Here is a 22,464-nt window from a genome sequence, read left to right on the forward strand (position 1 = left end):
GCTCACCATTTCCCCTCGATTCGCGCGCCGATTTCGCTCCCATTCGCCACGGGCGAGGCATGGACTCGATCCCCAGCCGGTGTGAGTCCCAGGAAAGAGAAGTCCGTGAAGAATGACGCGGCGGTCATGGCCCCGAGGACACCGCCCGTGATCACGGCGGCCAGCCCGGCCCGGCCGTACGTGTTGCGCGCGTCCTGAAGGCGCGCCAGCTCGCCACACGGCGAGCTCCGAGGCGCTTGCCAGCACATCGACGCGCTCGATGACGGCTCGCTTTGGAGCCGAGCTCTCCGGGCGCTCAGGTCGTCATCGAGCTTGCCCGCCCGAACGATGAGGATGGTGCCCACCGCCACGCCTGCCGTCGAGACGGCGATCCCCGTGATGCGCAGCGTCCCCGGCCAGGAGGCCCACGGGCTGGGAGCCTGCGCGCGCGCAGCGGGCAACCTGCGCGCGGAGGACGGCGCCGCTGTCGCGATCTCCTTGGCGCTGCTCGCCTCCTTGGCGCTGCTCGCCGCACTGCGGGGCAGCTGCATCGTGATCTCGTGCTCCGCGCCTGCCACGGCGAGGAACGAATGGAGCGCGTCCTCACGGCCCGGTGCGCGGGCCCGCACCATGTGTTTGCCCGGCTCGAAGAAGCGCGTGTAGGTCCGTGCAATCTCGCCAATGCGCTCGCCGTCGATGAACACCTCGGCGTCGGGCGGATCGACCCCGAGCACGAGCGTCGCTATGTGCCTCGCTGCCTCGCGCTGTCCTGCCTCGAATCGCCGCCGGAGCGCGTCCGGCAGCGTCTCGCGCTGTTCCAGGCTCCTGGAGAGGTGCTCGGCCGCGTCGCGATACCTGTGCAGCGCGACCTCGCAAAGTCCGAGCTCACCGGCGAGCTCCGCGCGCTCTCGCTCGGTGCTGGTCGCGGGGTCCGCGGACTCGAAAGCAGCCTTGTAGGCCGCGTGCGCCTCGACCCACAGCCCGGCATTGCGCGCTCTCTGACCGCGGCGAACATGGTCCTTCACCGAGGAGCTGCCGCTCGGTTTCACCTTCGCTTGAATGTCGTCCGCGCTGGCCGAGCGCGTGAGGCCTGTCGCGACCCCGAGCGCAAGAAAGATCGAGAGCGAATGCGCGATGCAACGCATCCAGCCACACTAGTGATGCCGTCCTCTTGGCGTCAATCGACAGAAATCGCCAGATTTTGGTCCGTTTTTGTGAGAATTTTCGGTCGGTTGGTGGAATGAGCTCAGCCGTCTGCCAGGGCCTAGGTGAATGTGGTTAATTATCCTACTATAGGGCATATTGTCCGACTAAAGTTGCTCGCCGGATCATTTCCGTGAAGCGTTTCGACCGGCTCAAGTGTGCTGCGTACCGTGGACAAGCCAGCGACCGTCTCCCCCGGCTTCGAGCTCTTCCGGCGCCTCGCGCGGCGCCACGGGGTGCCGGCGCGAAACGCCGAGGATGTCGCCCAGGAAGCGCTGCTGCGGGGGCTGGAGGCCGACAAGCGGCTCGACCCGGGGGGAGACCCGGCCCCGTACCGCGTCACGATCGCCATCAACCAGGCGCGCAACCATGTCCGTGACGCGCGCTGCCGCGGCGAGGTGCTGACGTCGTTCGATGAGTGCGAGATCCGGGACGAGTGCCCCACGCCGGAAGAGCTGCTCCGGAGACAGCAGCAGGAAGAGTTCACGCGGGAGCTGATAAACCAGCTCGATCCCAAGTACCGGGATCTGGTGATCAAGCACGATCTCCAGGAGGTCCCGCTCGCCGAGATCGCCGCCGAGCAGGGACTCCCGCTGGCCACGGTGAGGACGCGGCACTGGCGGGCGCACAAGGCGCTCCGGGTGCAGCGGGAGCGGTGGCAGGCGCAGGAGCGCTCGCAGGGAAGGGACGATCGCGCCTTCCTGTCGCTCGCGCTGGGTCTCCGCCGTCACGCGTCGTGGGTGGCCTCGCTGCGCCATCTGGGCGTGAGGATCCTCGTTCAGTGCGCGCTCGTTCTGCTGACCGGCGCGCTCGTCTCCGCTGTGCCGCCCTTGGCCGATCTGGAATCGTGGCTCGGGGCGGCGGCGGTTCGCGCCCCTGTCGTCCCTGTCACCCCGCCCGCAGCGCAGGACGCTGCGGCGCCCCCTGCGCGAGACGGCGCGCACGGCGCCGCGGCGCCCGCCGCGCCGATCGCGCGCGAGATCTCGTCGCCAAGGGATCAAGGAAGCGCACGCGCGCAGGCAGCGGCGAGCAGCACGCCCGCTCTCTCAACGAGGACCAACGGCCGGCACGTGTCTCCGGCGAGGGCGGTTCGACCGACCGTCAGCGAGCACGAGAGGAGCCTGATCAACCAGGCCCGGAGGGCTGTCGAGGCCGGCAACGCCATGGCCGACGTCGAGGCGCTCCAGCTGCTGAATGCCCACGCGCGGGAGTTCCCCGATGGGCTGCTCGCCGCCGAGCGCGAGGCACTTCTCAGACAGCTGCGCTGAGCCCTCGGCTGTCCTGTGACAGCAAGCAGGCGGTGACGCTGGTGATGTCTTCGGACAGCACAAGGCGACGATCCGCCTTGTCCCCGACAAGAACGGTCACGTCCAGGAAACGAAACGCGATGACTACGATGGAGGATGTGCTCAGTGCGATGTGGCTCATTTCGCCGCTCGGGCTCGCGATGATAGCCTGCGTCGCGATCGGCTTCGCGGTCACCGCGCGTGAAGCGCTGGGACGCGAGCGCGGGCTTCGCGAGGCGCGCGAGCACGCGCATGATGACGAAGAGGCAGCCCTCACCGATGCGAGGGATCAGTCGATGAAGCAGGCGACAAGACGCTGGCTGGATGTCGTCGTGTGGCACCATACGACGCACTACAGGGAGTTCCAGAATCGGTGGCAGAAAGGCCGCGATTCGTATGCGCATTCGGCGATCGATGACCTTATGCCGCCGCCGTCTGGGCGCGTGGAGGCGCGGCTCGGCCTCCGCAACCTGGAACGGATCGATCCCGCGCTGCGCGACGTCGTGATGGACTTCGCTTTGGGGCTCACCGCAGAGGAGATTGCGGCCGAGCTCGGTCAGAATCCCAATACGATCCAGGAGCGCCTGGCGCGCGGAAGAGACCAGCTCCGGAGGGTGCTGCGCTTGAACGATGCCCCGACGCTGCCCGCCATCAGGAGCAAGCTGGCGAGCATGTCACCGCTTCGGGAGCCGAGCCGTGAGGGCTGACGTCTTGCTTTGGTAGCGGACGCCTTGTTGCCGAGCGGACTACGTGAGGGCCCGAAGATCCGGCTCTGCGGTGGTCGTCGTCGACCTGGATCTCGGCTCGCCGCGAGGCGACGGTTCACCTCGGCGATCGCAGGGCGCCGCTGCCCGCAGTCGCGCTCGCCGCCCGAGGGGACGGCCTCGGTCACTCCAGATCAGGCCGCGCCCTGCCCATGCCGATGGCCCACGCCATCGTGTAACGCGCGTTGATCTCGCACCGGGGGTTCCAGCGCAGCTCGCCGCGCTCGTCCTCCCAGCGGAAGGCGTCGATCCCGAACGGCCCGAAATAGCCCGCGGCGGCGAGCGCCTGCCCCGCCTCGAGCGCGGCCTCGACGAGCCCCCGGCGCTCGCCGTCGCCGAGGTCGCCCTCGCCGGCCAGGGCGGCCCCGAGGTACGCCCCGTTCGCGTCGCAGCGCTGGACACACGGGTCGCCGAGGCGCACCGCGCCGCCGCGGGCGACGTGCCCGTGCAGCGAGAAGTCGCCGCGGCGCTCGACCCAGGGCTCGACCTGGAGGCCGCTGTCCGGCGACGCGGGATCGAGCGACGCGGCAGCCCAGGGCTGCGCATCGGGCGGCAGCGCCCCGCGGGCGACCCGGCGCCGGCCGCGCCCGGCGAACCCGAACGGCCGCTTGAGCAGCCAGTGGCCCGTCGGCGTGGGCTCCGCGATCGCGGCCTCGAGCTCGGCCAGGGAGGCGACGTAGCGCGCGCCGGGCAGCGTCTGGCCGAGGTCCGCGCAGAACCTCCGGTGGTTGACGCGCCGGAGCACCTCGAGCGGCGGCGCCTCCGCGAGCGCGACGCCGGCGCGGCCGAGGAGGCGAAGGGCGCGGGGCGTGGGGCACCACGCGCGGCCGACGAGCGGCGTTCCAGGCGGCGCCGGCGGCACGAGGGGCGAGGGGAGCTCGGGGCTGAGCACGACGTCGCCGGGGCGCAGCAGGGCCGAGATCCGGCCGGCGAGCTCGGGCGCCCGGCCGGCGACCGCGGCGCGCGGGGTGTACCCCGCGGGGCGCGCCAGCTCCTCGTCGGCGTCGAAGTTCAGGACCCAGGCGTTCGCTCGGTCCATGAGGCCAGCGCGTCGAGGAACGGCTCGGAGAGGCCGGAGCGGCTGCGGTCGCGGCGGTTCATCGGCTCGCCCCGCATGAGCAGCGGCGAGAGGGGCGGCGGGATGTGGCGGACCCACACGTCGAAATCGCTCGGCCCGCGCTGCGCGACGTCATCGGGCCCGTGCGGCGCGGCTTCACCCGCGGCGGCCGGATTGCCTGCGGCAGACGTGGAAGGCGCCGCCTGGCCAGCGCTCCCGCTCGCCTGCGTGAAGCGGCGGAACCAGCGGACCCCGAAGCGCACGTGCGGGATCTCCTCCGCGCAGACCCGCTCCGTGAGCGCGGCGCCCTCGACGTCGCCGATGGCGCGGAAGCGCTCGGCGAAGCGCGCCGTGTGGTCGAGGTTGCCCCCCTCGAGGCCCATGCCCATCACGGCCACGAACTGCGCGGGCGACGCGGCGGCCGGCACCCGCGTCCAGAACCAGTCGCGCACCGGGAAGTCGCCGAAGCGGTGGCCGATCGCGGCGAGGTACGCGGCGTAGAGCCGCATGTGGCGCACCTCGTCGAGCGCGATCCGGACGAGGCCGCCGCGGAAGGCGCGCGGCGTCTCGGGGAAGGCGAGCAGCGCCCAGGCCATGAGCTCCGCCGCCTGGAGCTCGTGGTGCAGGAACGCGTGGAAGAGCTGCGCGCGGCGCGCCGGGTTGCGCAGCGCCTCGGGCCCCGGGCTCTTCTGCGCGCGCTCCGAGATGCGCAGCGCGGCGGGCCGTCCAGGTCGCTCGAGGCGCCGCGGCGGGGCCGGCGCGGCGCCCGACGCCGACAGCGTGGCATCCGACTCCCAGAGGGAGGGCACGGGCGGCGGAGAGAGCTTGTGCTCGAGGTCGGTCGAGAGGACGTAATCCCAGGCCCAGCGCTCGACGGTGCCGGGCGGGGGCGGAGGCGGGTCGCTGGGCGGCGTGGCGGGAGACATCATGGCACGGCGGGGCAGGGGGGACGCCGCTCCCTACCACAGCTCGACGTCGCCGGCGGAACGCCGTGGCATCCGCCAGGAGAGCGCCCCCATCGAGGCGTTAAATCTGGACTATTGTTGAATTTTATTCCGGCCTTCCCGCCTTCGTGGCCGCCTCCGGCACGCCCTCACCGGGCGCACCCCGGCCGCGGGCAGCGGGGACGGCATGTCGGGCTATCTCGGTGCCGGTAGGTTTGCCTTCCGCACCGAGGGGTCGCAGTCGCGGCGCTCTCGTGGCTTTGGCGGGACGCTCGCGGTAGCGCCTGCGATCCGTATCCTCGCCCGGGCCGCGCGCGCCGGCAGGAACTGCTGCGAGGGGGAGAATATTCCCCGATCCTCGCGGCTACCGCCGCGCAGCGTCGGGTCCTCGCGCTCGCGATGTCACGATGACAGAGGCCTCGGTGACTCGACGACATTTTGCCGGGGAATAGGCCGGAGCCGCGACATTTGCGCGGAAATGGCCGCTGGAGCAGCGTGGCTTACGCCTTGCTCCAGGGAGATCGCATGAAGGCGGAGCGGCGTTCCCAGGCGGTCGACAGGAAGCGCGAGGAGCAGACGGTGCTGGTCATCGGGGGCAGCGGCGGCATGTCGAGCCGCTACCGCGATGTGGTCGAGAAGCACGGCTGGTCGCTGCGCCATTACGAGAACCGCGTGCCGCCGGGCGCGCGCCACGGCGTGGGGAGGATCGCGCTCATCGTGATCATGGTGACGATGGTCTCGCACGCGCTGCGCGATCAGATGCAGAGCCTCGCGGCGGATGGCGCCCCCGTCGTGTACCTGCGCAGCGCCTCCGTCTCGGCGCTGCGGGCCGCGATCGAGCAGCGGTCCGCCTGACACCACGTCGCGCCGCCGCGGCGAGGAGAGGCCCTCTCCCCCGGAGCCGGCGTCGCGCCGCCTCTCCTGCTCCTCTCCTCTCCTCTCCTCTCCCGACCCTCCTCGAGCATGTCTGTCCCGCGTTCCGACGCTCGCGCTGTCACGGTGACAAGGGCCTTTGCGATTCGAGGACAATTTGCCCAGGAATAGAGTCCGACGACGAGGATTTCGCCGGAAATGGCGAGCTGGAGAGCGTGGCTTGCGCCTTGCTCCAGGGAGATCGCATGAAGGCGGAGCGGCGGAGTCAGGGGAGCGACAGGAGGCGTGAGGAGCAGACGGTGCTGGTCATCGGGGGCAGCGGCGGCATGTCGAGCCGCTACCGCGATGTGGTCGAGAAGCACGGCTGGTCGCTGCGCCATTACGAGAACCGCGTGCCGCCGGGCGCGCGCCACGGCGTGGGGAGGATCGCGCTCATCGTGATCATGGTGACGATGGTCTCGCACGCGCTGCGCGACCAGATGCAGCGCCTCGCGGCGGACGGCGCTCAGGTCGTGTACCTGCGCAGCGCGTCCGTGTCCGCGCTGCGGGCCGCCATCGAGCAGGCGGCCGCCTGACGGGGCGCGCCGCGCCCGCGCGAGGAGGGGTCACGCAGCGCTCAGCGCACGCCGACGAGGCGCTGCATCAGGCGCTGGAACTCGGGGACCGAGAGGTCGATGTGCTCGACGACGCGGCCGTAGAGCGTGGCCGTGGGCACGTTGCGGCCGTTGAACTCCTTCTCGAGCTCGGAGAGCTTCCACAGGATGATGCGCTCGGCGCGGGTCAGGCCGTCGCGCACATCCGGGAGCTCGTCGAGCGGGGATCGCCTAGGGGGCATGGTCAGGCTCCGAGATCTGGCCTTCGTGGGCCGCGCTCACTGCACGACGCCGAGCACGCGCTGCTGGCGCGCGAGCTCCGCCGCGTTCTTGAGGGCCTCGAACAGCTCGCGCGATGCCGGCAGCCCCCGGATGACGAGCTCGGGATCGCTCGCGTCCTTCGTGAACACGCGGATCTCCGCGACGTCGAGCAGCCGCTGCATGAACGTCTGGCGGAGGTCGATGTCGAGGACCCGCCAGAGCTGCAGGGTCTCGATCCGGCGCGTGAGCAGGCCGGCCTCGTAGTCGATCGTGCGATCGGTGATCTTGTAGCGGAGGCTCTTGCGCTTCCAGTGCAGGATGCCGAGCCAGATGAGGCCCACCAGCACGAGCGAGAGCACGCTCGCCGCCACGTAGGACCAGAACCACGCCTTCCAGCTCGGCGTGCCCTCGAAGAGGACGCGCGCCGCGCCCGGCGCGGGGGCGAGCGCGCCGCTGGCGTGGGCGAGCGCGCCGCCGGCGTGGGCGAGCGCGCCGCCGGCGTGGGCGGCGGGGGCGAGCGGCGCGGCGGGGGCCGCGGCCACCGGCGCTCGCTCGTCGAGCATGCTGCCGCAGAATCGGCACTTGATCGCGGCGTCCTGGATCTGCTCCGCGCAGAAGGGGCAGGGCTTCACCCCGACGAGTGTAGTCTACATCCCGGGCGTGAGATCCACGGCAACCACCAAGCTTCGCGCCGCGTTCTCCTACATCCGAACATTTACGTGGTCGTGAACGTTTACGTGGTCGTGGTCGTGGTCGTGGTCGTCAACGGTAGGCCGTGAACGACCACGACCACGTTCACGACCACGTTCACGTCCACGTAAACGTTCATGTTGCCCCCCGGCCCCCGGCGGCGAGCGCCACCTTCCCTGCGCGCCCCAGCCTCCGGATCGCCGCCTCCCTCCGCAGGGCCTCCCCCCTGTCGGCCGCCGCCTCGACGTGGACCAGCGCGAGCGGCCCCCGTCCGCGCGTGTACCGCGCCCCGCGCCCCGCCGCGTGCTGCGCGAAGCGCGCCTCCACGTCGCGCGCGATCCCCGTGTAAAACGACCCGTCACCGCAGCGCAGGATGTAGACGTGCCAGCCCGCGGTCACTCCTTCGGCCCCTCGTTGTAGCCGCGCGGCCGGTACTTCGGATCCACTCCGCCGTGCGTCGCGCCGTTGTCGAGCGTGTCGGTCGCGAGGTACGCGAGCCACGTCCCGGGGTGCTCCTCCGCGAGCCGCCGGAGCTCCGCGTCGTGCGCCGCGAGGCGCTGCTCGTCGTGCAGGCACTGCAGCGCGAGCGCGATCAGGCTCAGCTCGTTCGGGCCGAGCTCCATGCCGCGCTGGTAGTGCGGGAAGGCCTCGTCGGGGCGGTGCATCCGGCAGAGCGTGTCGCCCGTGTACACGTGCGCCATCGGCCACGTCGGGGCGAGCTCCATCGCGATCTTGCTCTCGGCGAGGCGGGTCTCGAGGTCGCCGCGAGCGCCCTTCATCACCGAGTAGTTGAGGTGCGCCTTGGCGCTGTTCGGGACCGCCTCCTTCGTCGCCGCCCAGAAATCGAGGTCGTTGCGGTAGTCCATCGCGTGCCGGTAGGCCTGCGCGCACTGGAAGCCGAAGAAGAGCACGAACAGCGCCGGCGTCACCCACGCCCTCCACGACCAGCGCGCGCGCGGCGTGAGGGTCGAGCCCGCGAGCGCCTCGTGGAGCCACGAAAAGGCGACGGCGAGCACGAGCGACGAGCCGATGGCCGGGAAGTACCAGAAGCGCTCGGCGCGCACCGTCGGCAGGACGACCGGGATGTTCGAGTGCGGGAAGTAGCTGACCACGACCCAGGTCAGCCCGATCGCCGCGATGCACATCCCCGCGTAGCCGCGGCGCAGCGGCACCCAGGCGCTCCGGTCCGCCGTCGCCGGGCAGGGCAGGGGGCGCGCGCCCTCGACAAGCAGCCCGAGCCCGAGGAGGAACGCGGGCAGGAACGGCAGCGGCCAGAGCACGAGCGGCAGCGCCCGGAGCAGCGGCGCGCGCCCCGCCGGGCGGAGCACGTGCCAGTCGTACGCCGCGAGCGCCGCCGCCGCGATCGCGAGGAGCGCCCCCGCGAGGAGCAGCGGCCACCTCCGCGACGTCGCCTGGCCGCCGTCCACCAGGAAGGCGGCGCGCACCGAGCGCCGCTCGCGCCGCTCCAGGTGCTCGCGGCGGAGGGCCGCGATCCAGAGCGCGAGCGAGCCGAGCGGGGGCAGCACCATCATCGCGGCGCCGGCGACGCTGCCGAAGAAGACAAGCCTGTCCGGCACCGGCTCCTGCGGGTACGAGTAGTCGCCGCTCAGCGTCCACGGGAACACGATCTGGGTGAGGCCCCGCCAGTAGACGCGCAGCGCGCCGGCGATCCGGTGCGGCATGTCCGCGGCGCCGAGCGGGTTGTTGAGCGGATCGCGCGGCAGGGGCGCCTGGTGGAACCAGACGAGCGCCTCGTGGAGCGCGCGCTTCACGAGCGGCGCGCCCTCGGGGAGCGCCGCGGCGAGCTCGGCCGGCATGGGCGCGGGGAACCAGCGCCGCCGGAGCTCGACGTAGAGCACGAACGCCGCGCCCGCGGCGAGCAGCGCGAGCAACGCCCGGACGAACCGCGCCGGCCGCGTGGGGTGGGTGAGCGGCGCGGCGATCAGCGCGGCGAACGGGACGAGCGGCACGCAGACGAGCGCGCTCTCCTTGGAGAAGAGGCCGAGGAGCACGGCCGCGAACACGCCGAACGGCATCGCCCACGCGGGCAGCGCGAGGGCGGCGAGGGCGGCGATCGCCCCCATGCCCCCGAGCACGTCGGCGATGCCCACGATGCCGCTCACCGCCTCGGTGAGCACCGCGCAGCCGACGAAGAGGAGCCCTGTGAGGTACGCGAGCCCGCGCCGCCGCGTGAGCCAGAACGTGACGCACGTGAGCAGCGCGCCGTTCACCGCGTGGAAGAGGACGTTGTAGAAGTGGTGGAAGAACGGCTGCTTCGTGACCGCCCAGATCGTGCGCCAGAGGAAGTTCGGCAGCGGGCGGTAGGAGCCGACGCTCCGGTCGGGCGGCAGCCCCCAGAAATCGCGGTGGATCGCCTCGAGGAAGCCGATCCCGCCCTTCGCGTTCACGTACGGGTTGGCGAGGAGCGCCTCCTGCTCGTCGAAGATGTAGTTCGTCGACGGTGCGCGCGTGAAGAGGATGACGGCGACCAGCGCGAGCGGCGCGATCGCGGACAGGAACGTCGGGTCGAGCCCGAGGAAGTAGTCGCGCACGCGCCGCGCGGCGTCCCCGAGGAAGGACGGCGTGGCGGGCGGCCCTGCCGACGGCGGCGGCCCGGAGGACGGCGGCAGCCCGGAGGACGGCGGCGGCCCGAAGGACGGCGGCGGCCCGGAGGACGGCGGCCCGTACGGCGTCGTCGTGTCGTCGTCGAGCGCGCTGGACATGGGGTCGCGCGCGGCGGCAGGGGACGGGGGCCGATAGGTCACGCCGCGCCCTCTCAGCCCTTCACGTCCGGTGGAGCGCCCGGCGCGCCGTCCGGCTCGGGGATGGACCAGATGTCGCCCCAGAGCGGCTGGCCGCCGTCGACGCCGTAGACCGCGCCCGTGATGAAGTCGTTCTGGTCGCTGGCGAGGAAGACGATGAGCCGCGAGACCTCCTCGGGGGTAGCGAGGCGCTTGAGCGGCGTGGCGCGCCGCGCGAGCTCGAGCAGCTCGTCGCCGTACTGCGACGTGCCGCTCGACCGGATGTTGCTGCCGGGCGCGACCGCGTTGACCCGGATGCCGAGCGCCGCCCACTCGACGGCGAGCGAGCGGGTCAGGTTCTCCACGCCGGCGCGCGCGGCGCCCGTGTGCGCCATGCCCGGGAAGCCGCGGCTCACCGACGCGGTGACGTTCACGATCCGGCCGCGGCGCGCCGGGAGCATCGCGCGCCTCGCGACCTCGCGCGTCATGAAGAAGGTGCCGTTCAGGTTGTTGCGGACGACCGCCTCCCAGCCCTTCGGCGTCATGTTGCTGGCCGGGCTCGGGAACTGGCCGCCGGCGTTGTTCACGAGGACGTCGACGCGGCCGAATTTCCCGAGGACCTGGCCCACGAAGGCGGCGATCTGCTCCGGCTCGCGGATATCACACGGCGCGGCGAGCACGTCGTCGCCGGGGACGCCGTCGCCCGCGAGCGTGCTCGCCGCGGCCTCGAGCTTGTCGGCCCGGCGGCCGCAGAGCGCGACCTTCGCGCCGAGGTAAGCGAGCTCACGCGCGCACGCGAGGCCGATGCCGCTGCCCCCGCCGGTGACGATCGCCACCTGGCGTTCGAAGAGTCCTGGGGCGAAGATCGAGCGCACCTGGGTCACGCCCCGCGTTTACAACGGCTCAGCGGGCGCCGCCACACGCTGGGCGATCCGGGGTGGTTCCGGCGTCCCAGGCAGAAAGGCCCCGGCGTTCGAGGGCGCTTGCCCGTCCGGCTCCGGCGCCTGGCGCGGATTGCGCCGCGGCTCGGCGATCGCCCAGCGCGCCTGCCAGACGCCTCGCGGCCGGCGCGCGGTCGGACCGCCGATCCCGCTGCGCGACGTCGGCGCTGCTCACGTGAGCGACAGCGCCTCTCGAGCGAGGCATTGTTGAACGAATCGGGTCATTTGCGTGTCCTCACGACGTCCATGGGCCCCGGAGCCGCCCTCGCCTCGGGGCACGATTCCGGCGCTCCGGCGGAGCGAACCGCGCGGAGAGCAGCGCATTCCGCATGATATCCTCTCGCTCGTCATGGACTCTGCGTACCTCGAAGGGCATGTGATCGCCGATCGGTACCGCGTCGTTCGCGTGCTTGGCCGCGGCGGCAGCGCGATCACCTACGAGGCCGAGGACCTCTCGACCGGGGGGCGCGTCGCCGTCAAACAGCTCCTGATCTGGAAGCGCGCGGAGTGGAAGGCCCTCGATCTGTTCGAGCGCGAGGCGAGGGTCCTCGCGAACCTCACCCACCCCAGCATTCCTCGCTATATCGATTACCTCAAGCTCGACGGCGCGCAGGGGCCTTGTTTCTATCTGGTGCAGGAGCTCGCGCCGGGGCGACCGCTCTCGGCCTGGGTCAAGGGCGGATGGCGCGCCGACGAGGCCGAGGCGTCGACCATCGCGCGGCACGTCCTGCGGACGTTGCTTTATCTCCAGGGCTTCAGCCAGCCCATCGTCCACCGCGACATCAAGCCGCAGAACCTCCTCCGCCACGAGGACGGCTCCGTGTACCTCGTCGATTTCGGCGCCGTGGGGGAGGCGCGGGACACGACGTCGGGAGGGAGCACGGTGGTGGGCACGTACGGTTACATGGCCCCGGAGCAGTTCCGCGGCCGCGCCGCGCCCGGGAGCGATCTCTATGGGCTCGGCGCCACGCTGCTGCACGTGCTCTCCGGCCGCGATCCCGCGGATCTGCCCCAGAAGGGCATGCGGTTCGACGTCCGCGGCAGCGTCCAGGTCTCGCCCCCCTTCGCCGACTGGCTCGATCGCATGCTCGATCCCGACCTGGATCGCCGGTTCGCCACGGCGAGGGAAGCGCTCCTCGCGCTCGATCGCCCGGCGGAACGCAGCCCCCGGCGGGGCCTGCTCGCGGTGGCCGCGGTCGCCCTCGGCCTCACGGCCGCCGGCGGCGCCGCCCTGGTCGTCCATCGCACCCGATCGGTTCCGCTCCCCACCGCGGCCGTCTCGCGCGACGCGCCCGGCACGCCCGGCACGCCCGCAATGACCGCCGCGAAGGAAGCGAAGGAACGGGCGTCCTTCGCCCCTCTGCGCACGCTCTCGGGGCACTGGTCCGCGATCTTCGAGGTCGCTTATGACCCCGGGGGCAAGCGCCTCGCGAGCGGCAGCAACGATCTCGCGCTCAAGCTCTGGAACCTCGACGACGGCCAGCCGCTGCGCTCCTTCGCCGGGCACACGAAGCGCATCGGAGGGATCGCGTTCACGCCGGACGGCAAGGCGCTTGTTTCTGCGGCCGACTCGACCGTGCGGCTCTGGGACGTCGACTCGGGCGCGCCGCTGAAGACGCTCGACGCCGGCGCCGGGGTCATCACCGATCTCGCGCTGTCCGCCGACGGCGGCCGGGTCGCCGTCTCGAGCATGGATGGGACCGTGCGGGTGTTCTCGATCCGGACGGGCGAGAGCGAGAAGACGTTCCAGAACGGCGGGCGCGTCATGTCCGTCGCGATGACGGCCGACGGGCGCGTGGTCCTGAGCGGCGACGACCGCGGGGCCGTCCGGATCTGGTCGGTCGAGACGGCCAGCGAGATCGGCGTGCTTTCGGGCCACGCCGGGCCGGTGAACCGCATCGTGATCGGGCCCGACGGGCAGACCGTGATCAGCGCGAGCGACGATCGCACCATCCGCCTCTTCCACCTCGGCAGCCGGAAGCCGCTCACCACGCTCTCCGGGCACACCGACGAGGTCTGGTCGCTCGCCCTCTCACCGACCGGCGACACCCTGGTGAGCGGCGGCAAGGACGACATGATCCGGGTCTGGGACGTTTACTCGGGCAAGCTCAGGAGAGAGCAGCGCGCCGGCCTGAACGGCGTGATCGCGCTCGCCTTCCACCCGGGCGGCGCGCAGTTCGCCGCGGGCGGCGGGAACAACCAGATCCGCATCTGGGCGGCGCCGGGCAAGGTGTGGAGGCCGCCGGTGCCGCCCGCCGACTACGCGCCAGCGCCCGTCGTCCCCGAGCCGTCGCCCTCCGTCGAGGCGTCGCTCGTCCGCGACGCCAACGCGCTGCTCGACGAGGCCAGATCGCAGAGCGTCTACCAGCAGGCGCGCGCGCTGCTCGATCAGGCGATCCGCACGAACCCCGCCTACGCGCCGGCCCACGCGGCGCTCGGCCGCGTCGCGTACAAGAGCGGTTACCTCCGTGGCAACGAGTACGAGCCGGACAGCCTTGTGCGCGCCCACGAGCACACGGACAAGGCGCTGGAGCTCGACCCCGGGTGCCTGGACGCCCATGTGGTCAAGGGCTGGGCCTACATGTTCCAGAAGAACCTCGGCGAGGCGCGCAAGAGGGTCGAGGCCGCGGAGGCGCTCCGCCCAGGCGCCGACGACGTGGTCCTCCTGTCGGCCACCCTCGCCGAGCGCGAGGGGAAGACCGAGGAGGCCCTCGCGGGCGCGAAGCGGATCATCGAGAGCAGCAAGAACCCGCAGGTGCTGGCGCGCGCTTACGACATCCTCACCGACGTCTACAAGGCCATGCGTGAGTGGGACGCCGTGGAGGATACCTACCTGGCGATCGTTCGCCTCGATCCGAAGTCTGCCTGGGCCAAGGGCAACTACGCCGCCTTTCTCACGTGGAGAGAGGAGCACGATCGGGCGGTGGACATGGCGCGAGCCGCCCTCGCCACGAACGATTACCCGATAGGGCGCACGATCCTGGCCAGCGCGCTGTGCGGCAAGGGCCGGCAGCTGCTCGCCCGGCAGGACCTCGAGGGCGCGCGGGCGCAGTTCCTCGCCGCGAGGGAGGCGTACCCCGGGAGCGCCGAGGCGCCGCACGGCATGGCGCTGTACCTCCGGGCGCTGGCGGAGAAGGAGCAGGAGCAGCAGAGACGCGCCGAGCTGCTCGCCGAGGCGAAGAAGCACCTCGAGGAGGCGCTGCGGCTCGATCCCAAACACCGGGGCGCGCAGAAGGCGCTCGCAGCGCTCGACCGGCCCGCGCGCTGAGGGCGCCAGGACCGCGGGTCAGAAATCCTGCCAGAAATGCCGGGGCGCTGTCAGTGCCGGCCAGCTTCGTGACGTTCCAGCTGAAGGCACACCTGGGCTAAGCTCGACCCCTCGTGACCAAGCCGTCAGACCTCGACTGGAACGACCTTCGCTACGCCCTCGCCGCCGTGAGGGCCAAAACGTTGGCTGGCGCGGCGCGCTCGCTGGGCGTCGAGCACTCGACGGTAGGCCGCAGGCTCGTGGCGCTCGAAACGGCGCTGGGCGCCCCGCTGCTCACGCGCGGCCCCGAGGGGCTTTCGCTCACGGCGATAGGCCAGACGGTCGCGCCGCTGCTCGAGCAAATGGAGCAGGCGGCGCTCGCGGTGCAAGCGGCCGTGCGGTCGCAAACGGTTCGGGTCAAGCTGGCCACCCCCTCGGCCTTCGGCCGCTTACTCGCCCCGCACATTGGCGCCTTCCAGGCCGCCCGCCCCGAAATCGTCCTGGAGATACTCAGCGGTAGCCGCCCGGCCGACCTCAGAAAGGGCGAGGCCGACGTCGCGCTGCGTTCGGGCACGGTCGACGGCGACGATCTCATCGCCAAGAAGATCGGCGAGCTCGATTGGTCGCTGTATGCCTCGGAAGCCTACCTGGCGCGGCACCCGGCTTCGGCCGGCTCGTGCGACCTTCGGGGGCACGACCTGTTGGGTTTCGAGGTCGGCATCAGCAACACCCCTCTGGCCCGGTGGCTCGAAGAGCGCAGCGAAGGCGCCCGCGTGCTCATGCGGTACCGCGAGGTGAGCGACCTTCTGGCCGCCTGCGTCGCGGGCATGGGCCTCACCATCTTGCCTTGCCTGCTCGCTTCGCTCGAGCCTTCGCTCCGGCGGCTCACGGGCGAGAGCCTCGGCAAGAGCCGGCTCTCGATCGTATACCGCAAAGAGGCGCCCCTCGCCGAGCCGGTGAGGGCGGTCATCGAGCTCGTCACCGAGGCGTTGCGCGGGCACCTCGGGACCCCAGGGCGCCGCTGACGAGCGGCGCCCTGCCCCGGGGCCATTCGGGGTTAAAGGTCCCGCGAACGGTGCCAGAGGGTGCCGTCGGGGCCCACGACGAAGACGTCGAGCCTGCCCGGGGCCGAGCTCACGATGATGGGGTCGCCGCCGACGTCGACGGCGAGCGTCGCCCACTCGGTCTGCCCGGGCCACCAGCTGCCCGCGCTCCACTCTTTGTAAAGCAATCGACCATCAGTGCTCCGGGCGACGACTTCGAGGTGGCCGACGTCCGACGAGACCAGCGACGGGGGCCCCGCGAGGTTGCCGCCCATGTCATACCACTCGGTCTGGCTGGGCGACCAACCCGACGCCTCCCAGGCCTTGTTGTACGCGCGGCCGTCGGCGCCGCGGCCGACGATGTCGAGGTGGCCGGCGCCCCACGAATCGACGACCGGGGTTTCGGCGAACTGCCTGCCGCCGAGGCCCTGCCAGCCCGTCTGGGAGGGCCACCAGCCGGCCGACGCGTTGTAGACCTTGTTGTACGCCCGCTTGCTCGCGTCGAGCGCGATGACGTCGATATGGCCGGCGCCCCACGAGGCGGCCGTCGGCGCGGAGCCCATCGTGCCAAGGTCGTTCCAGCCAGATGGAGAGGGCGACCACTGGCCCGTCAAGGTCGACCACGACTTGTGCAAGACCTTGCCCGACGCGCCTAGCGTGAATACGTCGAGCGAGTCGGGGTCGGGCGAGACGGCGACCGGCGGTGTCGAAGCGGGGCCCCCGAGAGAGTCCCACGTGGTTTGCGAGGGCCACCAGCCGGCGAGGATAGGATCCCACACTTTGTGGTAAACCGAGTTGTCGTTGCCGAGCATGAAGGCGCTCAGGTGGTCGCCCCGCCTGACGAGCGCCGGCGCTTTGCTCGACGAGCCGCCGAGGCCCGCCAGGCCGAGCTGCGACGGCCACCACGAGGGGGGCGAGCCGGGGGTTTGCACCTTGTTGCCGAAGGTGGCGTCGGCGTTTCTGACGACGAGATCGAGCTGGCCCGACGGCTTGGTCGCGGCGGCCGGAAGCCCTCGTACCCCGGCGCCGGCGGGCTCCCAGTCGCCCCAGCCTCTGCCGATGCCGAGCGCGGGCCTTTTGCCCCGGGCGCCGGCGAACCACGACGAGTCGACGTCGTAGCTCAGAACGCGCTTCACCTGCTCGACCTGCGAGTCGCTGAGCGACCAGCGGTCGCCGGTGTAGCCCGGATCGTAGTTATAGCTCATGACGTTGGCGCCGAGGTTCGGCGCCGACGGCGTGTGGCCGGGCAGCGTGAGGCCGAGGCCCTTCAACCCGTCGTCGCCCGTATAAAGAATGTCGCAGGCCGAAGGGAAGCTGACGCAAAGGCACGTTTGGCTGTAACCGGGGTCGGCCTGGTTGCAGTCGGCGTACTCGAAGCCCGTGCGCGGCACGGCCAAGCGCAACGTGCGGTCGGGCTTGGCCGGGGGGCAGTTGTTGAGCGAGCCGTAGCAGGCGAAGCCGAGCGGGCTCTGCGCCCAGCCGCTGTTGCCTTGAATGGGCCGTAGCGACGATTCGGGGTAGCCTGCGGCCTGCGCTCGGCTCGAGAAGTAGACGTTGGTCGTGGTCGCCGGGGGCAGGTCGGCGGGTTTGTAGACGAGGTCCCAGAAGTCGGCGAGCTTGGCCGGGGCGCCGGTCGCGGGGTTCTTCAGGTTGGGGTTCGACAGATCGTAGCCGAGGCCCGCGCCGCGGAACGAGTGCGAGAGGCCCAAGTAGTGCCCCAGCTCGTGGGCGAAGGTGCGGTTGCCCGCGCCCATGTTGTAGCGTTGTATGATGATGCCGTTGCCCTCCCACGGGTAGGCGCCCCAGGCTTGGCTGCTCGAGCGCACGGTGAAGACGACGATCTCGTTTTCGTTGCCGCAGAGCGAGGCGGCGCGAAAGAGGGCCATCTCTTCCGACTCGGTGCCGCTCAGCCCCGGGGCCGCGCAGCCGGCGTTGAAGGCGACGGGGGGCGCCGACGAGGGGGGCGAGGGCCAGGCGTAGCTGCCGCCGATGGTGGTGAAGGTCGGGCTCGTGATGACGACCGATGCGGCCAGCGAGAAGCGAATGCCCGCCTTGACGAAGGCGGCGTTCGCGCCGGCAATCTGCTCGTTCAGGGCGGTCCGGCCGAGCGAGTCGTCGGTGCCGTCGACGAACTGAACGAACCGGATTGGAATCTCTCGGTGGATGATGGTCGTCGAAGACGATAGCCCGGCCGACACCTCGGCCACGGGGGCGCCGTCGGGCGCGGGCTCGAGATCGACGCCGGGGGTGCCGCAAGCTGTAGGCAAAAGAATGGACGCCGGAAGGGCGCGTGCCAGGAAAGACAGGTGAGTCGACCGAAATGTCATTGGGGTTCCTTGGTGCGTGGGATGACGGCGCCCTGAACGGGTCGGGGCGGCGCGCGCCCCCGCGATGGGGCGGGCGGCGCGGGACTCGCCCTGCCGTCGTTGCAAGGCTTTGGTACCCGCCGGCGGACGAACCGTCGATTCGCAATGCGCGCCCAGGCCCGTGCAAAAATGCACGCACCCCCTCGGGGATAGTCATCCGCCCCCCTCGCCCTGGTGAACGCCTCCGCTGCCGGGTCGAGGCCTCGGCGCTACGCCTTCACGGCGGGGGTCCGCTCGCTCATCGCGCGCTTTGCGCTGCGGGCCCGTTCATTCGCGCGGTCGCAACGTCTTCATGAGGCCGTCGATCATCGGCTGGAGGCCGAACTCGAACACGCGATCGAGGTTGAAATCGTACCCGCCCGAGAGCTCGTCCAGCAGCCTGGCGAAGCTCGGATACGGCCCCGACGTCGCGATCGCCAGGAACGCGGCCCCCTGCGATTCGTTCCACTGCGCTTCGGTCATCCCCGTGGTGGCCTCGGCCTCGCGCTCCGACTCGAGGTTCACGGCGATGCCGCGAACGTAGCTGTAGAGCGTCATGTGCGCCTCGAGCCGGGTCGCCGCGTCGATCCCGGGGGCTTCCATGGCACGCAGGATCCACTCGGCGTGCGCGATCACGTTCCGCAGCGCGACCGGCCGCGCGAGCGGCAGCACGTGCGCGAGCCATCCGTGCCGCCGGTACAGCGCCCACTGCGCGCGGGCCGCGCGGATCAGGGCCTCGCGCAGATCGCAAGGAGGCGACCTCGGCAGCGGGTGCTCGCCGAACACCGCGTCGATCATGAGGAGCACGAGCGCGTCTTTCCCCTCCACGTACCGGTAGAGCGACATCGTCGGCACGCCGAGCTTCGCGGCGACACCGCGCATGGAGAGGGCGTCGAGCCCCTCGTCGTCGGCGAGCCGGATGGCGGCCTGCACGATCCGCTCGCGCGTCAAGGCGCCGCCTCGCTCGGACGGCTCACATGCCGCGCGAACGCTCTCGGCCACCACGTGGCCCGAGCGCGGGATCGAGCGGATGAGCCCCTCGTGGCGCAGGGTCGACAGCGCCTTGGTGGCGGTGGCGAGCGCGACGCCGAAGGAGCGGACGATCTGGCGCGTCGAAGGGATGCGATCGCCCGCACGGAGGCGCCCGGACGCGATGCGCGCGCGCAGGTCGTTCGCGATCTGCAGGTAGGGCGGTCCGTCGGCCGACATGCGGCGCTTCGTCGACGCGCCGCGCTTCACCGGAGGCATGGTGACTGTACTAGCACAAATGGTCGGTTGAAAGCGCGCGCGACGCTGCCTGGCGCGGCGCGCGACCGCGGCTGTTCTAGCCTAGAATGTTGGGCCATGGCGCCACTCGTGGGGTGCCGGATGCCGCCGTCGTCGCCATGCTCGTGCGTACGTCGTACGCGGTCGGTTGCGTACGGCGTACGCAACTTTCCCCTCCGAGGTCCCCCATGTCGAACGGCACCGTTCTCGTCTCCGGCGCAGGCATCGCAGGCCCCGCGCTCGCCTACTGGCTCTCGCGTCGCGGGTTCACTCCCACCGTGGTCGAGCGCGCCCCCGCCCTGCGGGCAGGAGGCAACGCCGTGGACTTCCGCGGGCCGACGCACCTGCGCGTCCTCGGCGAGATGGGGGTGCTCGACGCGATTCGACAGCATCAGACCCATATGCGGGATCTCGCGATGGTGGACGAGACCGGCCGGCGCCTCGTCACGCTCCCCGCGGCGTTCGCGAGCGGCGACGTGGAGATCGAGCGCGGCGACCTCAGCCGCATCCTCCACGAGGCCGCGAAGGACGCGGCCGAGTTCGTGTTCGGCGACAGCATCGCCTCGCTCACCGACACGCCCGACGGCGTCGACGTCACGTTCGAACGCGGCCGGCCGAGGCGTTTCGACCTGGTCGTGGGCGCCGACGGGCTGCACTCCCGCGTGCGCGCGCTCGCGTTCGGCGACGAGTCGAGGTTCCTGCGCTTCCACGGCCATTACGTGGCGACGTTCGCCGCGCCGAACCACCTCGACCTCGATCACCAGGGCCTCATCTTCAGCGAGCCGGGGCGGGCCGCCAGCATCGCGAGCGCCCGCCGCCCCGAGGAGGCGACGGCGCTCCTGATGTTCGCCTCCAGGCCGCTCGGCCACGATCCGCGCGACGTGGCGCAGCACAAGGCCATCCTCGCCGAGCGTTTTGCGGGGATGGGGTGGGAGGTGCCGCGTCTGCTCGAGGCGATGAGGCAGAGTCCGAGTCTGTATTTCGACGCCGTGGGGCGGATCGACATGGATCGCACTTCGCGCGGTCGCGTCGTGCTCCTGGGCGACGCCGGCTACGGCGGCACCCTCGGCGGACAGGGGACCGGGCTCGCCGTGGTCTGCGCGTACGTGCTCGCGGGTGAGCTCGCCGTCGCGAAGGGAGACCACCGCGCCGCGTTCCAGCGCTACGAAGCGCGGATCCGTCGATATGCCCGGCGCTGCCAGCAGGGGGCGAAGCACGTCGGCTCGTTCTTCGCACCGCCGACCCGCGTGCACCTCGCGCTGCGCAACGCGATGTACCGGGCGCTCACGTCGCGCCCGCTCTCCCGCTGGTTCGAGAAGATGGTCACGAGCGCCGCCAGCGACCTCGTGCTCCCCGCGTACCCGGCGTGACCTCCTCGCCGTGTCTCGATCGCGTGGGCTCGTTTCCGCGGCGCAATCCAGCGGTGTTTGCGAGCAGCAAGTCGAGCACCTGCTGCGCGCGCTCACGCGCGACCGGAACCTGGACACCGCGACCGTGCGCCGCGAGGCCGTCGCCCACCCAGACGCGGGTCTCGCCCTCTCGCGTGAGCTCCTTGACGTGCGCCACGTTGATCAGCCAGTTGCGGTGCACACGCGCGAAGGACCGCCCGAAGGACGACTCGATGGCCGCCAGCGAGAGGTCGATGTCGAAGGCGCCGTGGGAGGTGTGCACCTGCGTCAAGCGCTCCGCGGCCTCGAACGCCCAGACCTCGTCTCGGTCGAACAGCACGAGGCCCTTGTTCCGCCGCGCGGCGATCCGCAGCGGACTCGCGCGCTCCGGCCGCGGGTCGCGCGCCCGCAGCCTCTTCAGGCACTGCTCGACACGTTGCTCGGTGAAGGGCTTCAGGAGGTAGTCGGAGACGCCGAGATCGTAGGCCTCGAGCGCATGCGTGTGGAACGCGGTCGCGAGCACGAGCAACGGAGCGCCCGGCAGCGCCGCGAGCTCGCGCGCGACGTCGAGCCCCTCGTTGCGACCGCCGGAGAGGCGCACGTCGAGGAACACAACATCGAAGGCGTGGCGCCCTTCTCCGAGGAGGATCTGCCGTGCTTCTCCCGCGGACGATACGGCGCCCGCGACCTGCGCGAGGTTCGAGCCATCGAGGAGCTCGACGAGGTAGTCGCGCGCCGCCCATTCATCCTCGACGACGAGCGTACGTAGCTTCGCGTCGCCCTCCGTGCTCATGCCGTCGCTCCTCGAGTCATCAGCACCTCGACGACCGCAGCGGTTCCTTCGCTCGACGACGAGAGGCGCAGCTGTGATCCGGGGCACCTCAGCTGGAGTCGCCGACGCACGGTGTGGAGGCCGAGCGCGCCCGAGCGCGGCTCGTTCGCCGAGAGACCGGGCCCGTTGTCCGTCACGGTACATACGAGCTTCGATGACGTGCCGGCCTCATGGATCGCCGCCCGCACGGTCACCCGTCCGCCGCCCGCGCGACACAGCGCGCCGTGCTGGACCGCGTTCTCCACCAGGGGTTGCAGCAAGAGCCGCGGCAGCAGCACGCCGCCGACGTCGGCCGGAATGTCCCAGTCGAAGCGCAGGGCGTCGCGGTGGCGTGACTCGAGGATCTCCGCATAGCGCCTGAGCCACGTGATCTCCTGGTCCAGCGGCTGCATCTCGTCCTCCCCTTGCAGCGAGCCCCGGAGCAGGTCTCCGAGTGACCCGATCAAGCGCCGCGCCTCGCGCGGATCCTGCACGACGAGCCCCGCGATCGTGTTGAGCGTGTTGAGGAGGAAGTGCGGCTCGAGCTGTGAGCGCAAGCGCGCGAGCTCCGCCGAGACCCGGAGTTGCTCCGCCTCGAGGCGGAGCTTCTCCGTCTCGAGCGCGCGGCGCTGGGCTTGTTCGGTCACGTGCGGGGACACGAAGACGAGCCCCCAGATGCCGGCGAGCACGAGGCCCATCATGGCGCCGAATCCCGCGACGAGCGGTGGGGAGAGCGGCCCCTTCTCGTCGAGCTCGACGCCGAGGAGCCCCTCGAAGACGAGCACGAACGCGAGCGCGAACAGGGCCCCGACGACGACCGCCCCGAGGAGGCTCACGACCAGCAACCTCGTCGGGCTGAAGCTGCGCTCGACGCCGCGCTCGAAGGCGGCGGTGAGGGCGAGCAGCACCACCGGCGCCGCGACCAGCCAGAGCGAGAAGCTGATGACGATGCTCGCGATGTGCTCCTCGCCGCCGAGATCAGGGGCGGTCTGGAGCACCCCGACGCCGATGGCCGAGGCCATGCCGAGGAGC

General features: G+C 71.4%; 19 protein-coding genes. 7 read left to right on the plus strand and 12 right to left on the minus strand.

Going from position 1 to position 22,464, the window contains the following annotated elements; genetic code table 11:
• Positions 1-2 precede the first annotated feature (2 nt).
• Complete coding sequence (locus tag WME73_RS05440) at positions 3-1,124, minus strand: hypothetical protein (RefSeq protein ID WP_437914974.1); 1,122 nt, start codon at positions 1,122-1,124, stop codon at positions 3-5.
• 228 nt (positions 1,125-1,352) lie between these two features.
• Here WME73_RS05440 and WME73_RS05445 point away from each other — a divergent pair, with 228 nt between their 5' ends.
• Together WME73_RS05445 and WME73_RS05450 are read left to right on the plus strand one after the other, a co-directional pair.
• The gene (locus WME73_RS05445) at positions 1,353-2,450 is read left to right on the plus strand and encodes an RNA polymerase sigma factor (RefSeq protein WP_437914975.1); all 1,098 of its coding nucleotides are present in this window, start codon (positions 1,353-1,355) and stop codon (positions 2,448-2,450) included.
• A gap of 128 nt (positions 2,451-2,578) precedes the next feature.
• A complete protein-coding gene (locus WME73_RS05450; RefSeq protein ID WP_437914976.1) occupies positions 2,579-3,175 on the plus strand; it encodes an RNA polymerase sigma factor in 597 nt (198 codons plus the stop codon).
• Positions 3,176-3,356: 181 nt separating this feature from the next.
• Here WME73_RS05450 and WME73_RS05455 read toward each other — a convergent pair whose 3' ends face one another.
• Both WME73_RS05455 and WME73_RS05460 read right to left on the minus strand, forming a co-directional pair.
• On the minus strand, positions 3,357-4,271 hold the full coding sequence (locus tag WME73_RS05455; RefSeq protein ID WP_437914977.1) for a hypothetical protein: 915 nt from the start codon (positions 4,269-4,271) through the stop codon (positions 3,357-3,359).
• A complete protein-coding gene (locus WME73_RS05460) occupies positions 4,244-5,218 on the minus strand; it encodes a ferritin-like domain-containing protein (RefSeq protein ID WP_437914978.1) in 975 nt (324 codons plus the stop codon). The genes WME73_RS05455 and WME73_RS05460 overlap by 28 nt, the downstream gene beginning before the upstream one ends.
• Before the next feature lie 540 nt (positions 5,219-5,758).
• Here WME73_RS05460 and WME73_RS05465 point away from each other — a divergent pair.
• Together WME73_RS05465 and WME73_RS05470 are read left to right on the plus strand one after the other, a co-directional pair.
• Complete coding sequence (locus WME73_RS05465; protein WP_012233607.1) at positions 5,759-6,088, plus strand: DUF2325 domain-containing protein; 330 nt, start codon at positions 5,759-5,761, stop codon at positions 6,086-6,088.
• 263 nt (positions 6,089-6,351) lie between these two features.
• Entirely contained in the window at positions 6,352-6,681 is a 330-nt protein-coding gene (locus tag WME73_RS05470; protein ID WP_437914979.1) for a DUF2325 domain-containing protein, read from the plus strand.
• Between the two features lie 41 nt (positions 6,682-6,722).
• On the opposite strand, the gene WME73_RS05475 is transcribed toward WME73_RS05470, so the two are convergent.
• From WME73_RS05475 to WME73_RS05495, 5 genes are all read right to left on the minus strand, one after another.
• Positions 6,723-6,941: a hypothetical protein gene (locus WME73_RS05475; protein ID WP_012233609.1), complete on the minus strand. Its 219-nt coding sequence runs from the start codon at positions 6,939-6,941 to the stop codon at positions 6,723-6,725.
• Positions 6,942-6,977: 36 nt separating this feature from the next.
• The gene (locus tag WME73_RS05480) at positions 6,978-7,592 is read right to left on the minus strand and encodes a PH domain-containing protein (RefSeq protein WP_437914980.1); all 615 of its coding nucleotides are present in this window, start codon (positions 7,590-7,592) and stop codon (positions 6,978-6,980) included.
• Positions 7,593-7,785: 193 nt separating this feature from the next.
• Positions 7,786-8,049 carry a GIY-YIG nuclease family protein gene (locus WME73_RS05485; RefSeq protein WP_437744461.1) on the minus strand — a complete coding sequence of 88 codons (264 nt, stop codon included), beginning with the start codon at positions 8,047-8,049 and terminating at the stop codon, positions 7,786-7,788.
• Positions 8,046-10,415 (minus strand): tetratricopeptide repeat protein, encoded by a 2,370-nt coding sequence (locus tag WME73_RS05490; RefSeq protein ID WP_437914981.1) that lies wholly within the window; start codon positions 10,413-10,415, stop codon positions 8,046-8,048. The genes WME73_RS05485 and WME73_RS05490 overlap by 4 nt, the downstream gene beginning before the upstream one ends.
• A gap of 11 nt (positions 10,416-10,426) precedes the next feature.
• Positions 10,427-11,275 carry an SDR family oxidoreductase gene (locus WME73_RS05495; protein ID WP_437914982.1) on the minus strand — a complete coding sequence of 283 codons (849 nt, stop codon included), beginning with the start codon at positions 11,273-11,275 and terminating at the stop codon, positions 10,427-10,429.
• Between the two features lie 406 nt (positions 11,276-11,681).
• On the opposite strand from WME73_RS05495, the gene WME73_RS05500 reads away from it, so the two are divergent.
• Positions 11,682-14,600, plus strand: a complete 2,919-nt coding sequence (locus WME73_RS05500; RefSeq protein ID WP_437914983.1) for a protein kinase domain-containing protein — start codon at positions 11,682-11,684, stop codon at positions 14,598-14,600.
• Between the two features lie 113 nt (positions 14,601-14,713).
• Positions 14,714-15,604 (plus strand): LysR family transcriptional regulator, encoded by an 891-nt coding sequence (locus tag WME73_RS05505; RefSeq protein ID WP_437744465.1) that lies wholly within the window; start codon positions 14,714-14,716, stop codon positions 15,602-15,604.
• A 32-nt stretch (positions 15,605-15,636) separates the two neighbouring features.
• On the opposite strand, the gene WME73_RS05510 is transcribed toward WME73_RS05505, so the two are convergent.
• Positions 15,637-17,889, minus strand: a complete 2,253-nt coding sequence (locus tag WME73_RS05510) for a hypothetical protein (protein WP_437914984.1) — start codon at positions 17,887-17,889, stop codon at positions 15,637-15,639.
• A gap of 366 nt (positions 17,890-18,255) precedes the next feature.
• Positions 18,256-19,215: a TetR/AcrR family transcriptional regulator C-terminal domain-containing protein gene (locus tag WME73_RS05515; protein ID WP_437914985.1), complete on the minus strand. Its 960-nt coding sequence runs from the start codon at positions 19,213-19,215 to the stop codon at positions 18,256-18,258.
• Positions 19,216-19,421: 206 nt separating this feature from the next.
• Between WME73_RS05515 and WME73_RS05520 the strand changes: the two genes are divergently transcribed.
• Positions 19,422-20,603 (plus strand): FAD-dependent monooxygenase, encoded by a 1,182-nt coding sequence (locus WME73_RS05520; protein ID WP_437744468.1) that lies wholly within the window; start codon positions 19,422-19,424, stop codon positions 20,601-20,603.
• Here the strand turns inward: WME73_RS05520 and WME73_RS05525 are convergent.
• Both WME73_RS05525 and WME73_RS05530 read right to left on the minus strand, forming a co-directional pair.
• Positions 20,557-21,414 carry a LytR/AlgR family response regulator transcription factor gene (locus tag WME73_RS05525; RefSeq protein WP_437914986.1) on the minus strand — a complete coding sequence of 286 codons (858 nt, stop codon included), beginning with the start codon at positions 21,412-21,414 and terminating at the stop codon, positions 20,557-20,559. The two genes, WME73_RS05520 and WME73_RS05525, sit on opposite strands and share 47 nt — an antisense overlap.
• On the minus strand, positions 21,411-22,454 hold the full coding sequence (locus WME73_RS05530; RefSeq protein WP_437744470.1) for a sensor histidine kinase: 1,044 nt from the start codon (positions 22,452-22,454) through the stop codon (positions 21,411-21,413). Before WME73_RS05530 ends, WME73_RS05525 begins: the two co-directional genes overlap by 4 nt.
• Positions 22,455-22,464: the final 10 nt, after the last annotated feature.

It is taken from the genome of Sorangium sp. So ce302 (genome assembly GCF_051530145.1).
Classification (GTDB): Bacteria; Myxococcota_A; Polyangia; order Polyangiales; family Polyangiaceae; genus Sorangium; species Sorangium cellulosum_B.